Below are 14,038 nucleotides of genomic sequence, written 5' to 3'. Positions count from 1 at the left end.
CAATAAAAAAGAGGCCTTCATGAAGGCCTCTTTTTTTTGCCCGGCGTTTATATCTTGCCGAGTAACAACAGAATCAGCAGCACCACCAGGACGGCGCCGAGAATACCCGACGGCCCATAACCCCAGCTACGGGAGTGCGGGAACACCGGCAAACCGCCGACCAGCAGGAGAATTAGGATGATGATTAAAATGAGGCTCATAGTTGTATTTCCTTATAGGCCTTGTGCAAGGACTGGTTGTTTAACATTAGGCCCGCCGGTTTAATTGCGGACGCCTTAACAACTCCGACTGTGCCGCTTGACAGAAAATTCCCTATTTTTTAAAGCATTTTGGAAAGTCGCTTATTTCTTTTAACGCGTCATTGAGCGCCTGCGCTTAGTTTAAAAATATTGAACTTAGGGCGTAGCGCAGTATCCGACCCGTCCCGCGGTTTGCTCAGGGCATTCATCAATTGGATGGTGCGTGGGTGTAGGAAAAACCTTCGCTACACTGCCGATCACTTCTTCCGTGAACCACAAGGCTATTTTCCTATGCAAAATCGCATGATGATCACCGGCGCCGGGTCCGGACTGGGTCGCGAAATCGCGCTGCGTTGGGCCCGCGAGGGTTGGCAGTTGGCCTTGTCGGATGTCAGCGAGCCAGGCTTGCAAGAGACCCTCAAGCGAGTGCGCGAGGCGGGCGGCGATGGGTTTATCCAGCGTTGCGATGTGCGCGACTACAGCCAGCTCACCGCCTTTGCCCAGGCCTGCGAGGTCAAGCTGGGCGGGATCGATGTGATCGTCAACAATGCTGGCGTGGCCTCTGGCGGGTTCTTCGCCGAACTGTCCCTGGAAGACTGGGACTGGCAGATCGCAATCAACCTGATGGGCGTGGTCAAGGGCTGCAAGGCGTTCCTGCCGCTGCTGGAAAAGAGCAAAGGCCGCATCATCAACATCGCCTCAATGGCGGCGCTGATGCAAGGGCCGGCCATGAGCAACTACAACGTGGCCAAGGCGGGTGTGGTGGCGTTGTCGGAGAGTTTGCTGGTGGAGCTCAAGCAGCAGGAAGTCGGGGTTCACGTGGTGTGCCCGTCGTTCTTCCAGACCAACTTGTTGGACTCATTCCGTGGGCCGACCCCGGCGATGAAGGCGCAGGTGGGCAAGTTGCTGGAAAGCTCGCCGATTTCGGCGGCCGATATCGCGGATTACATTTATCAGCGGGTGGCCGAGGGTGAGTTCATGATCCTGCCCCACGAGCAAGGGCGGATGGCCTGGGCGTTGAAGCAGAAGAACCCGCAGTTGCTGTATGACGAGATGACCGTGATGGCCGACAAGATGCGCGCCAAAGCCCAGGCGATTAAGGGCTGATCGGTTTCTTGACTGGGCTCAGCGCAAAAAAATCATGTGGTCTGTCAGGCAAATTACCTACTGCTGTAGGTGATGCCTGATTCGACCGCAAGTCATTGCTGAGCATCACCCAGGCGCGCAAGGTCGGGGTCCTGTCACTCGAAAAGGACAACCGCCATGCTGGTCTTAAGCCGTGCCGTAGGCGAAATCATTTCCATCGGCGATGACATCGCCTTGCACATTCTCGAACTCAACGGTTCCCAGGTGAAATTCGGGGTCGAAGCCCCGGCCGGGGTGCAGGTCCATCGCGCCGAGGTGTACCAGAAGATCGTCGAACGCCAGGGCACCGCCACTCATCCGGTGCGGGTGCCCAATCCCTGAACTGCCCTTTCAGTCGAACAGATGCTTGGGCACGTCGTGTTTGAGCATCAACTGGCATTGCTCGCTGTCGGGGTCGAATACGATCAATGCCTGGCCCTTGGTCAGTGCCTGGCGTACGCGCAGTACGCGGGTTTCCAGGGGCGTGTCGTCGCCATTGTCGGTGCCGTCGCGGGTCACGAAGTCTTCGATGAGGCGGGTCAGGGTGTCGACTTCAAGTGCGTCGTAGGGAATCAGCATACAAGCCTCTGGGGTTAAGTCCCGGCGATGCTACTGCGCCGGGACCGTTGTTGCCAGTGTCAGGACTTCTGGCCGACCAGGCTGTCCACCGACGGCACGCGGGTGTCGCTTTCCATCTGGGTCTCGTGCTCGAGCTGATGACTGAACCGGTCCAGTGAACCTTGCGCCGGTTGCGCGTCGCTGGCGAACACTGGCGGGCTGAGAATGTAAGCCGTCAACAAACGGCTCAGCGCCGCGAGGCTGTCGATGTGGGTGCGTTCGTAGCCGTGGGTCGCATCGCAACCAAACGCCAGCAAGGCGGTGCGAATGTCGTGGCCGGCGGTGACCGCCGAGTGCGCATCACTGAAGTAATAACGAAACAGGTCGCGGCGTACCGGCAGTTCGTTATCTGTCGCCAGGCGCAGCAGGTGACGCGACAGGTGATAGTCATACGGCCCGCCGGAATCCTGCATCGCCACGCTGACGGCATGCTCGCTGGAATGCTGGCCGGGGGCGACCGGGGCGATGTCGATGCCGACAAACTCACTCACGTCCCAGGGCAGCGCGGCCGCCGCGCCACTGCCGGTTTCCTCGGTGATGGTGAACAGCGGGTGGCAGTCGATCAGCAAGGGTTCGCCGCTGTCGATGATCGCCTTGAGGGCGGCGAGCAGGGCGGCGACGCCGGCCTTGTCATCGAGGTGACGCGCGCTGATATGCCCGCTCTCGGTGAACTCGGGCAGCGGGTCGAACGCCACATAGTCACCGATGCCGATCCCCAGGGAATCGCAATCGGCGCGGGTGGCGCAGTACGCGTCCAGACGCAGTTCGACATGGTCCCAACTCACCGGCATTTCATCCACGGCGGTGTTGAACGCATGCCCGGAGGCCATCAGCGGTAACACGCTGCCACGGATCACGCCGTTGTCGGTGAACAGGCTGACGCGGCTGCCTTCGGCAAAGCGGCTCGATCAACAGCCGACCGGGGCGAGCGTCAGGCGGCCGTTGTCTTTGATCGCCCGCACGGCGGCGCCGATGGTGTCCAAGTGCGCGGATACCGCGCGGTCGGGGCTGTTTTTCTGGCCCTTGAGGGTGGCGCGGATGGTGCCACGGCGGGTCATTTCAAAGGGGATGCCGAGTTCTTCCAGGCGCTCGGCGACATAGCGCACGATGGTGTCGGTAAAGCCGGTCGGGCTGGGAATGGCGAGCATTTCCAGCAGCACTTTTTGCAGGTAGTTGAGATCCGGTTCGGGGAGGGTTCGGGTCATGGAAACTCCTGATGGGGTGAGGGCATCGATGGTTTCGATGAGGGGTTAGCGGCGGTGGCGGGGCGGGCTTCAGCGCGGGCGAGTCCGCTCCTACATGTGGAATGCGGTCACCTGTGGGAGCGGGTTTGCCCGCGATAGCGCCGCTCCAGGCAATACATCTTTCAAGCGCTCGGCTGACTGTGCGGAAACAACAAATCCACAAACCGCTCCGCCGCAGGCTGCGGTTCATGATTGGCCAGCCCGGCCCGTTCGTTGGCTTCGATAAACACGTACTCCGGTTGATCGGCCGCCGGCACCATCAGGTCGAGGCCGACCATCGGGATGTCGAGGGCCCGCGCGGCGCGCACGGCGGCGTCGACCAGCGTCGGATGGAGGATCCCGGTGACGTCTTCCAGGCAGCCGCCGGTGTGCAGGTTGGCGGTTCGGCGCACGGCCAACTGCACGCCACTGGGCAGGATGCTGGCGTAGTCATAACCGGCGGCGTGCAGGGTGCGCTCGGTTTCGGTGTCCAGGGGGATTTTGCTTTCGCCGTCGGTGGCGGCCTGGCGACGACGGCTTTGCGCCTCGATCAGGGCGCGGATCGAATGCTGGCCGTCACCTATCACTTCGGCCGGGCGGCGGATCGCTGCGGCGACCACCTCGAAGCCGATCACCAGGATGCGCAGGTCCAGGCCTTCGTGGAAACTTTCGAGCAAGACCCGGCTGTCGAACTGGCGCGCGGCTTCAATCGCTTGTTGCACCTCTTCGATGGTCTGCAGATCCACCGCCACGCCTTGGCCTTGTTCGCCATCGAGCGGTTTGACCACGATGCGCTGGTGTTCGTCGAGGAACTCCAGGTTGTCATCGGCGCTGCCTGCCCGTTGTTGCGCCGGCAGTTTCAACCCGGCGGCGTTGAGCACCTTGTGGGTCAGGCTTTTGTCCTGGCACAAGGTCATGCTGATGGCGCTGGTCAGGTCGCTCAACGATTCACGGCAGCGCACGCGTCGGCCGCCATGGCTGAGGGTGAACAGGCCGGCGTCGGCGTCGTCCACGTGCACGTCGATGCCACGACGATGGGCTTCTTCGACGATGATCCGCGCGTAGGGGTTGAACCCCACCTGCGGGCCCGGGCCGAGGAACAGCGGCTGGTTAATGCCGTTCTTGCGCTTGATCGCAAAGGTGGCCAGGGCGCGAAAGCCGAGCTTGGCGTACAGGCTCTTGGCCTGGCGGTTGTCGTGTAGCACCGACAGGTCCAGGTAGCTCAGGCCACGGCTCATGAAGTGTTCCACCAGATGGCGCACCAGCACTTCGCCGACGCCGGGGCGGGTGCAGTGCGGGTCGACCGCCAGGCACCACAGGCTGCAACCGTTTTCCGGGTCCTGGAAGGCTTTCTGGTGGTTGAGGCCCATCACGCTGCCGATCACCGCGCCGCTGTCTTCGTCCTCGGCCAGCCAATACACCGGGCCGCCCGCGTGGCGGGGCGTCAGGCGTGCGGCGTCGACCGGCAGCATGCCGCGTCCCTGGTAGAGCTGGTTGACCGCCTGCCAATCGGCCTCGGTCTGCACGCGGCGAATACGGAAGCCACGAAACACGCGGGTCGACGGACGATAGTCAGAGAACCACAAGCGCAAGGTGTCGGACGGGTCGAGGAACAGTTGCTGCGGATCGATCCCCAGGATCTGCTGGGGCGCGGCCACGTACAGCGCGATGTCGCGCTCGCCGGCCTGCTCATTGAGCAGCTCCTCGGCGAGGCTGGCCGGGTCGGGAAACGTGTGGCCGATCAACAACCGGCCCCAGCCGCAATGCACCGCGATCGGCTCGGCGGCCAGTGGGCTGCCGTCTTCGGCCAGGCGTGCTTGCAGGCGCTCGTAGGTCGGCGCCTGGCCCTTGAGCAAGCGTTGGCTGTAAGCCGCTGCGAGAGGTTTCATCGATCAGATTCCTTGTTCGCTGAGCCACAGGTTCAGCGCCGCCAGTTGCCACAGCTTGGAGCCGCGCAGCGGGGTGAGTTGACCGTGTGGGTCGGTGAGCAAGCGGTCGAGCATGGCCGGATTGAACAGGCCGCGGTCCTGGCTCGGGTCCAGCAGCAAATCGCGGACCCAGTTCAAGGTATCGCCCTGCAAATGCTTGAGGCCGGGCACCGGGAAGTAACCCTTCTTGCGGTCGATGACTTCACTCGGGATGACCCGACGCGCCGCTTCCTTGAGGACTTGCTTGCCGCCGTCGGGCAATTTGAATTTGCCCGGTACGCGGGCCGACAGTTCCACCAGGCGGTAGTCGAGAAACGGTGTGCGCGCCTCCAGGCCCCAGGCCATGGTCATGTTGTCGACGCGTTTGACCGGGTCGTCCACCAGCATCACCGTGCTGTCCAGGCGCAGGGCCTTGTCCACGGCGGCGTCCGCGCCCGGCATCGCGAAATGCTCGCGCACGAAGTCGCCGGCGGCGTCGTTGGCGGTCAGCCATTTCGGCGTGACGGTGGCCGCGTAGTCGTCGTAGCTGCGGTCGAAAAACGCCTCGCGGTACGCCGCATACGGATCGCTGGCGCCGTCCACGGGCGGGTACCAGTGGTAACCGGCGAACAGCTCGTCGGCGCCCTGGCCGCTTTGCACCACTTTGCAGTGCTTGGCCACTTCCCGTGACAGCAGGTAAAAGGCGATGCAGTCGTGGCTGACCATCGGCTCGCTCATGGCGCGGAACGCCGCTGGCAGTTGCTCGATGATCTCGCGCTCGGCGATGCGCAGTTGGTGGTGACGGGTGCCGTAGTGCTTGGCGATCAGGTCCGAGTATTGGAACTCGTCGCCGCGTTCACCGCCGGCGTCTTCAAAGCCGATGGAGAAGGTCGACAGGTCCTGCACGCCGACGTCACGCAGCAGGCCGACGAGCAGGCTCGAATCGACGCCGCCGGACAGCAGCACGCCCACATCCACGGCGGCGCGTTGGCGGATGGCCACGGCTTCGCGGGTGCTGTCGAGTACGCGGTCGGTCCAGTCTTCGAGGGTCAGGTGCTGCTCATCCTCACGCGGGCCGTAGGGCAGGGTCCACCAGGTTTTCTGCTCGATGTTGCCGTTGGCGTCGATACGCATCCAACTGGCCGGCGGCAGTTTCTCGATGCCGGCCAGCAGCGTGCGCGGCGCGGGCACCACGGCGTGGAAGTTCAGGTAATGGTTGAGCGCCACCGGATCGAGGAGCGGGTTGATATCGCCGCCCTTGAGCAGCGCCGGCAACGTCGAGGCAAATCGCAGGCGCTGGCCGGTGCGCGACAGGTACAGCGGCTTCACGCCCAGACGGTCACGTGCAATAAACAGACGCTGGGCATCGCGCTCCCAGATGGCAAACGCAAACATGCCGTTGAGCTTGGGCAGCAGGGCTTCGCCCCACGCGTGGTAGCCCTTGAGCAGCACCTCGGTGTCGCCGCCGGAATAGAAGGCGTAGCCCAAGGCTTCCAGCTCCTGGCGCAGTTCCGGGAAGTTATAGATCGCGCCGTTGAAGGCCAGGGACAAACCCAACTGCGCGTCGACCATCGGTTGGGCAGAACCGTCCGACAGGTCCATGATTTTCAGGCGCCGATGGCCCAGGGCAATCGGCCCTTGGGCATGGAAGCCCCAGGCGTCGGGGCCGCGTGGGGCCAAGTGATGGGTGATGCGCTCAATCGCAGCCAGGTCGGCAGGTTGGGCATCGAAACGTAGTTCTCCAGCTAATCCGCACATAAATTCCTTACCGGTTTTTCCGTTGGGGAGGTTCAACACTCAATACGCCCAAAGGGCGCGTACCCAGAAACTGACACGGGCAAATCAACGGAGTTTTAGAACGATCTGTTATAAGGCAAAGAGCCTTGACTGCTCGGGCGCGACCCTGCGCCGCGCGTGGCGGCGGATTCGCGGGCGGTAAATAGGCCTGGTAAACATACAAATTTTGCGCGGTTTGGTGGGGCAACCGCCCCGGTTTTTGCGTCATTCGGCGCAGGCGTCGGGCTTATTGTTGAGCGTCATTACTCAATGCAATAAGGAAGGCTCCCGATGGCCGAATCACAGGATTCAGCTCAAACCCCCGCGCCGGTGACGCAAGAAGACATCACCGCCACATTGTTGGAGATCACCGCAGACCTGGACAAAGCCCAAGTGCTGCAAGAGAAGTTGCCCGCCTGGTGGATCGACGCCGATACCCAGACGCGCCAGGCCCTGCAAGATGCCCATGCAGATAGCCAGCACCCTCACGAACAAGCGGCGCGCCTGTTGGCGCGGGTCAAATCGCTCAAGGTTTTTTGCGCCGAACGGCTCCAGGCATTTTTGGCCAGCAAGGGGCACGCGTCGTTGGATATCGAGCACGACATGCTGGAGGTGCCCCGGCGTTCTTACAAAATGAAAGCCCCTATCGGCCCGGCGATTGAGGTGATCAAGACTGAGCGACATAGCCTGCTGCAGGCGGCCATGCAGAACTTCCCGCAGGCGCTTGCCGAGCCCGGGGGGATGCCGCAGGGATCGGTCATTCGTGTGGGCCAGACGGTCGTTCAAGGCCTCAGCGCCGAAACCTTCGTGGGCTACTGCCGGGAACTGGACCTCGGTGCCGCCTATCAACAGCATCTGCGGGAGGTGTTTAACCTGTCAGCCCCCGGCGACTCGGTGGCGGCGGAGCGCGGTTACAACCCGGCCGTCTCGACCCTGGGGCAAGCCAGGCGCATGGACATGCAGACCGATCTACACATCGCTTACGCGAAGGGCGATATCAGCCAGTCGACCTACACGGTAGTGCTGGCGCTGATCAAGGCGAATGCCCCCGCCGACCAGATGCAACATCTGCTGTTTCACGGTAAACCGCTGGTCTGGCAGGGGCTGAATATCGGCGGAAGCTGCGTGTGGGGCGTGATGGTATTGGCCCACGCGGCGACAGATGGTTTTTCCTCGGGCCCGGTGGTGCTCTACATGCCCAATGAGCCGCTAAGGCCCTGGTACGAGTACCCGTCGCTGGATGACTTCAAGCAGTACCTGACGCTCAAGCTCCAGGTGCAGGCGTATCGGCGCTTCTTTACCGGCTACCTGGATGAGTCGGAACGCTTCGGGTTTTTCCAGCGATTTGACCAGCGCCGAACCCTGGCGCGTCTGGAGCCGGTGGCGGAGACGGGCAATCTGTCGAGCTTCTTTTTCAACGTTGGCACCGGCAAGTTGCTGCTGGACGCGCACGTGCTGGCCGTGCCCACGGCGCAGGCGGATGAAGACGCCCGTCAGCAGCGTCTGCAGAGCTACCTGGACGCCGGCTTGACCGTGCTCAACGTCGCCGGTTTTGTGGTGCCGGTGGTGGGGGCCTTGATGACCGGGATTGGCATCGGCCAGTTGCTGGGCGAAGTGTTTGAGGGCATCGACGACTGGACTCATCGTGAAAAAGCCGAGGCGCTCGGGCATTTGCTCAACGTGGCTGAAAGCATGGCGGGTATGGCCCTGTTTGCGGCAGGTGCAAAGGTGTTTAGTGCGGCCAAGCGCCTGGTCACCCGGCCGGTGGATTTTTTTGACGGCATGGAGGCCGTCAAGCGGCCCGACGACAGCGCATGGTTATGGCCGCGTCGGCCCCGCGCCTATCGTCAGCCCCCGGACGTGATCGCCGGCACCGTGGCTAACGGCGCGGGCGTGTATCAGGTCAACGGGAAGTTCTACGTCAAGATCGAAGGCGGGGTGTATTCGATGGTCTTCGACACCCACGCCAAGCAGTGGCGAGCCACGCACCCGCTGCACAGCGAGGCCTATCGTCCGGTGCTTGAGCATAATTTGACGGGGGGCTGGCGGTTTGAGTGGGAGCGGCCCGAGGAATGGGAAAGCCCGTCATACATCATCAAACGCTTGCATCCCGCGCTTGGGGCGCTGAGCGATGAGCGCTTGAAGGAGATTGCGAGCATTACCGACCTGTCGTTGTCCGAGTTGCGTTACCGGGCTGTGGAGAACCTGCCATTACCGGAGCGCTTCAAGGAGGGGGTGGCGCGTTTCATACAAGAACAAAAAGTGCGTGACCTGACCTGGCAGCTTGAACACCAGGCGCAGTTGGATACCGGTACGGCACGCACCCAGATGTTCGCATTGCCGTATATGGCCGGTTGGCCCAGCGGGCGCTTCTTCGAGGTGCTGGACAATGAGGGCAACTTGCTTGAACGCTACCCGGATGTAGCACCCTTTGATTATGAGGACCTGAGCATCCACCTCACCAAGCAACAGTTGGAAAACGGCGAGGTGATGCCCACGCTGCTGTCCGCGTTGGACGCTGATGAAACCCAGGCATTGCTCGGTGGGGTGGTGGAAGCTGATGAGGCCGAGGAGACGTTGAAACGTCGCTTGCTCGCCTCGCTTCAGGTCACTCATCGGCAGGTGTATGAGCAGTTGTATCAGCACTCCGACGTGATCACCCACAGCGATCATGGCCTGCTCAAGTCGCACTATCCGCGCTTGCCCAATCGCATCGCCTGGGAGCTGCTGTCCAAGACTTCGAGCGTGGAACGCGGGCGTTTGCGTGAGGCCGGTCGGGTGCCGCTGGCGCTGGCGCAACAGACCCGGGAGGCGTTGCAACTGCTTGAGGAGGATCAGGCGCTCAGTGGTTTGTACTGGCCACGACAAGGCAGCGAAGCCACCCAGCGCCTGGTGGTCGGGCTGCTGGCACGAGTACCCGATTGGCCGCAGGCGATGTCGCTGCAAGTGCGCCGCGAAACGCTCACGGGTGAGCTGATTGCGCAAGGTGGGACGCCGGGCGCGGCGTTGCGGCGCACTGTCGTGACATCTGCCAAGGGCTGTCAGGCATTTGATGGGCACGGCAAGGCTTTGGGCACGCTCGCCACCGGTGAGGAGGGTTTTTACCAGGCCCTGACAGACACGTTGTCGGCCGATCAACTGGCCACGCTGAAGCTGAACGGCGGGCAGCGCGGCGCTTTCTTGCGGCATGATCTGCTGGCCAAGGCTGAAGCGGAGCGCAAGACGCTGGCGCGTTGCCTCTGGCCGGAGCGCCCGGTACCCAAGCCAGCGTTGGCCTGTATTCAGGCGGTATTGGAAGATCCGCCGGCGCAACCGGCCGCACTGATGCGCAAGGCGCGCAAGCTCTACCCTAAACTGGATTCACGCCAGCTCTCACGATTGCTGCAGGACCTGGGCCCGGATCACGTGTCGCGCGCCAAGGCTGTCAAAGGGTTGGAAAGACAACTCAAGGTGCTGTTGCTGACGTTGAAGCGCTGGTATGACGACAAGGCGGCTACGAAAGATATGTCTCGCTCTGCCCGGAAGGACTTTCGCTCGGCTCGCCAATCGGTCATGAAGGCCATTGAGCGCAGTTGGAAACGCAAAACACTGCTGCCCGATGAGGAGGGGCAGGTATTTGGCCTGAAGTTGGACGCCATGGCGACGGGCCCTTTGCCTCAGTTACCTGCTGAAGTTGATTTCGCCCATGTCCGCGTGCTGTCGCTCAAGCACATGGCGCTCAACAATGACGTTACGCAGTTCCTTGGGCATTTCAAGGGGCTGCAGACGCTCGACCTGATGGGCAACAAGCTGACCGACCTGCCGCAGACGCTGGAGCAGATGCCCGGGTTGCAGCGCTTGTACCTGAGCGACAACCAACTGCAACTGACCGAAGTCTCCCGCACGACCCTGGCGGGCTTGACCGAACTGCGGTTACTGGACCTGAACCGCAACCCGCTGCTGAACCCGCCGACGATCAGTCGGATGCTGGATTTGCAAACGCTGTTCCTCAATAGCTGCTCGCTCAGGGAGTTGCCTGTCGGTCTACGACGGCCGCCGTACCTGGAAACGGTGGACCTGCGTGGCAATCGAATCACGCAGTTGCCGCAATGGCTGGCCGATGTCCCGCGTGGGGTTGCACGCACGCTCAACCTTGGGGACAACCCGCTGGACGCCCCCAGCCGGCAACTATTGAGCAACTACCGAACCCGTGTCGGCGTGGGCATGGGTTTTCTGGAAGATGACATTGCCCGTATGACCGAGCAACGGGCGCAGGAGCTCTGGTTGAAGGACGTGGGCACGCTGTTTACCACCAAACAGTCCACCTGGACCGCGCTCAGGGCGGAACCTGGCTCCGATGGGCTGTTCAACCTACTGGCCGGGCTGGGGGGCACCGCTGATACCAAGAAGGTCCGCGAGGACATGAGTCGGCGTGTGTGGTGGGTGCTGGACTCGGCCGAAACCGATGCCGGCTTGCGCCAAGAAATCTTTGAGCGCGCCGCTACTCCGCTCAATTGTGATGATGCCGCGGCCGCGAGTTTCAGCAATCTAGAGGTGCTGACGCATATTCACGAGGCTTCAAGGTCGGTCGAGGGCGGTCAGTTGACCGCCGAACCGTTACTGCATTTCGGCCGGGGATTATTTCGGCTCGACCAACTTGAGCGTTATGCCCGGCGTCATAGCGAAGATCACCCCAGTGCTGACCCGCTGGAGGTGAGCCTGGCCTTTCGAAAAGGCTTGGCCGACAGGTTTCACCTGCCGGGCCAACCCAAACATATGCGTTTTGAGAGCTTGGCTGAGGTGACGTCCCAGCACTTGACGGAAGCCGCTGACGAGCTCCGCGCAGCCGAGAACTCAAGCGAGTTGTTGAATTATCTGGTTGAGTTGCCGTTGTGGACGGGCTATTTGAAGAAAGCTAACAGTGTGCCGCTCGACCGCTTGACCAAGCCGTTCGACGAACGGATGCAGGCGGTGTTTGATCAGGGCGAGACGTTGGGTGATGCCGACTACCGCGAGCAGATGAACGTGATTTTGCAGGCGCGGGCGCAGGTTGAGTCCACCGAGATCAGGCGCCAGACCGAAGAGGCACTCAAACCCGGTGCGCTGACCGCCTGCCCGCTGCCGTTGTTATAACCCGCCCGTGCCGCGGATCAATGCACGCAAGGCAAATCGATTCGGATGGCAGGCGTCGGCCACGCTTTTGGGCAGCGGCAAGGGTTCATCGTCCAGCCAGGCCGCCAACAATTCGGCGCACAGCGGCGCAGTCACTAGGCCGCGCGAGCCGTGGCCGCTGTTGATGTACACGCCGTCGAGCCACGGGCACGCGGCCTCGGGGACTTGGCGGGCATCCTTGCGCAGCGCGGCGTAGGCCTGGTCGAAGAGGGCGTGATCGGCCAGCGGCCCGACAATCGGCAGGTAGTCGGGGCTGGTGCAGCGGAACGCGGCGCGCCCTTCGAGTTGATCGGCGGCGAGGGCGTCGGCGCCCAAGCGGTGTGCCAGGTCGACAGAGATTTCCCGCAGCATCTCCAGGTTGCCGACATGCTCGGCGACTGTCGGCGCCAGGTCGTCACTCTTGAAGTCGAAGCTGGCACCCAGGGTGTGTTCGCCGAGGCGCGCCGGGGCCACATAGCCTTCGGCACAGACCACGGTGGCCAGCGCCAGGCTGTCTGGGGTTTGCGCCAGGCGGGTGATTTGCCCGCGAATGCGCTTGAGGGGCAGCTCGGCGCTGAACGGGAACCGCTTGATCTCGGCCGCGCCGGCCAGCACCACCACCGTGGCGCTGGCCAGTAGGGTGTCGCCGGCCAGGGCGTGCCATTGCCCGTCAACCCGTTGCAACTCAAGGGCCTCGTGATGCGTCAGTACGTTGATCAACGGGTGCCGGGCTTGCCATTCGCATAAGGCCGGCGGATGTACCCAGCCGCCCTCGGGGAAAAACAGCCCGCCGTGTTCCAGCGCCACACCGGCGCGCGCTTGGGCCTGGGCCTGGTCCAACGGGTGCAGCAGGCCAGGGGCAAACGCTGCAGCCAACTGGGCCTGGCGCTCGGCTTCCTTGGCGTTGAACGCCAGTTGCAGCACGCCGCAACCGTCCCAGTCGACGCCTCGGTGCAGGTGTTCGAGCAGGCGCCGGGTGTGGCCGAACCCGCTCAAAATCAATTGCGAAAGGGCCGTGCCATGGGCCGACAACTTGAGGTACAGCACCCCTTGCGGGTTGCCCGAGGCTTCCTCGGCCAGGCGGGCATGGCGTTCCAGCAGGCTGACATTCCAGCCGCGTGCAGCGAGGCTGGCCGCCGTCGTGCAGCCGGCCAGGCCGCCGCCGATCACCAGAGCGCTGCGCTCACCGCGCAGCGGCACCGGGCGCGCGAACCACGGTTTGCTCACGGCTGGCAACGGCGTCTCGGCCGGCCAGCCGAGGAATTCGCCGCGCAGGATTTCCCATTTATGGCCGATGCCCGGTGTGCGCTTCATCTTGAACCCGGCGGCATTGATCAGGCGTCGCACCCACCCGGTGCTGGTGAAGGTGCTGATGGTCGATCCCGGGGCCGCCAGGCGTGCCAGTTCGGCAAACAGCTCGGCGGTCCACATATCCGGGTTTTTCGCCGGGGCGAAACCGTCGAGAAACCACGCGTCGATTTGCGCATCCAGCTGCGGCAACTGCTCCAGGGCGTCGCCGATCAGCAGGGTCAAGGTCACGCGGCCGTTATCCAGCAGCAGGCGCTGGAAGCCTGGGTGGATGGCGATGTACTGCGCCAGCAATTGCGCGGCGAACGGCTGCAGTTGCGGCCAGAGCAGCAGGGCGCGTTGCAGGTCGGCGTGGCTCAGCGGGTACTTTTCCACACTGACAAAATGCAGGCGAGCACCGGCCACCGCGTGTTGCTCGAACAGTTGCCAGGCGCAGAGAAAGTTCAGCCCGGTGCCAAACCCGGTTTCGCCGATCACTAGGCGCCCACCCGCCGGCAAGGCCGCAAACCGTGCCTGCAAACGGTTCTGTTCGAGGAACACATAGCGGGTTTCTTCAAGGCCCGACTGGTCGGAAAAGTACACATCGTCGAACACCCGCGAATGCGGGCGACCTTGGTCATCCCAGTCGAGCTGGGCGTGGGTTACAGGGTTCATGGGCGACTCGGCAAAGGCAAGGCGGCCATTCTAGCCGATCAACCGGCAATGAATTGAT

At 62.8% G+C, this 14,038-nt stretch carries 8 protein-coding genes and 1 pseudogene; 3 read left to right on the top strand and 6 right to left on the bottom strand.

Annotated features, from left to right (window positions below):
• Nucleotides 1-47: 47 nt before the first annotated feature.
• Complete coding sequence (locus ACS5Q8_RS19970) at nt 48-200, bottom strand: DUF3309 family protein (RefSeq protein ID WP_198717298.1); 153 nt, start codon at nt 198-200, stop codon at nt 48-50.
• Between the two features lie 330 nt (nt 201-530).
• Between ACS5Q8_RS19970 and ACS5Q8_RS19965 the strand changes: the two genes are divergently transcribed.
• Together ACS5Q8_RS19965 and csrA are read left to right on the top strand one after the other, a co-directional pair.
• Nucleotides 531-1,346: an SDR family oxidoreductase gene (locus ACS5Q8_RS19965; RefSeq protein WP_198717299.1), complete on the top strand. Its 816-nt coding sequence runs from the start codon at nt 531-533 to the stop codon at nt 1,344-1,346.
• A 156-nt stretch (nt 1,347-1,502) separates the two neighbouring features.
• Nucleotides 1,503-1,706, top strand: a complete 204-nt coding sequence (csrA, locus tag ACS5Q8_RS19960; RefSeq protein ID WP_276194135.1) for a carbon storage regulator CsrA — start codon at nt 1,503-1,505, stop codon at nt 1,704-1,706.
• Between the two features lie 9 nt (nt 1,707-1,715).
• On the opposite strand, the gene ACS5Q8_RS19955 is transcribed toward csrA, so the two are convergent.
• The 4 genes and pseudogenes from ACS5Q8_RS19955 to ACS5Q8_RS19940 all read right to left on the bottom strand — a co-directional run bounded on the left by ACS5Q8_RS19955 (nt 1,716) and on the right by ACS5Q8_RS19940 (nt 6,870).
• Nucleotides 1,716-1,943 carry a YheU family protein gene (locus ACS5Q8_RS19955; protein WP_003236706.1) on the bottom strand — a complete coding sequence of 76 codons (228 nt, stop codon included), beginning with the start codon at nt 1,941-1,943 and terminating at the stop codon, nt 1,716-1,718.
• Nucleotides 1,944-2,002: 59 nt separating this feature from the next.
• Nucleotides 2,003-3,187, bottom strand: a pseudogene (locus tag ACS5Q8_RS19950) (osmoprotectant NAGGN system M42 family peptidase).
• Nucleotides 3,188-3,348: 161 nt separating this feature from the next.
• Entirely contained in the window at nt 3,349-5,094 is a 1,746-nt protein-coding gene (ngg, locus tag ACS5Q8_RS19945; protein ID WP_465159360.1) for an N-acetylglutaminylglutamine synthetase, read from the bottom strand.
• Between the two features lie 3 nt (nt 5,095-5,097).
• On the bottom strand, nt 5,098-6,870 hold the full coding sequence (locus ACS5Q8_RS19940) for an N-acetylglutaminylglutamine amidotransferase (RefSeq protein ID WP_465159359.1): 1,773 nt from the start codon (nt 6,868-6,870) through the stop codon (nt 5,098-5,100).
• 309 nt (nt 6,871-7,179) lie between these two features.
• On the opposite strand from ACS5Q8_RS19940, the gene ACS5Q8_RS19935 reads away from it, so the two are divergent.
• On the top strand, nt 7,180-12,000 hold the full coding sequence (locus ACS5Q8_RS19935) for an NEL-type E3 ubiquitin ligase domain-containing protein (RefSeq protein ID WP_465159358.1): 4,821 nt from the start codon (nt 7,180-7,182) through the stop codon (nt 11,998-12,000).
• Here the strand turns inward: ACS5Q8_RS19935 and mnmC are convergent.
• Nucleotides 11,995-13,980: a bifunctional tRNA (5-methylaminomethyl-2-thiouridine)(34)-methyltransferase MnmC2/FAD-dependent 5-carboxymethylaminomethyl-2-thiouridine(34) oxidoreductase MnmC1 gene (mnmC, locus tag ACS5Q8_RS19930; RefSeq protein WP_465159357.1), complete on the bottom strand. Its 1,986-nt coding sequence runs from the start codon at nt 13,978-13,980 to the stop codon at nt 11,995-11,997. The genes ACS5Q8_RS19935 and mnmC overlap by 6 nt on opposite strands.
• Nucleotides 13,981-14,038 lie beyond the last annotated feature (58 nt).

It is taken from the genome of Pseudomonas sp. PAMC25584 (assembly GCF_058135675.1).
The sequence above is the reverse complement of the archived record's forward strand: the minus strand, read 5'-3'. Positions and strand labels throughout refer to the sequence as shown.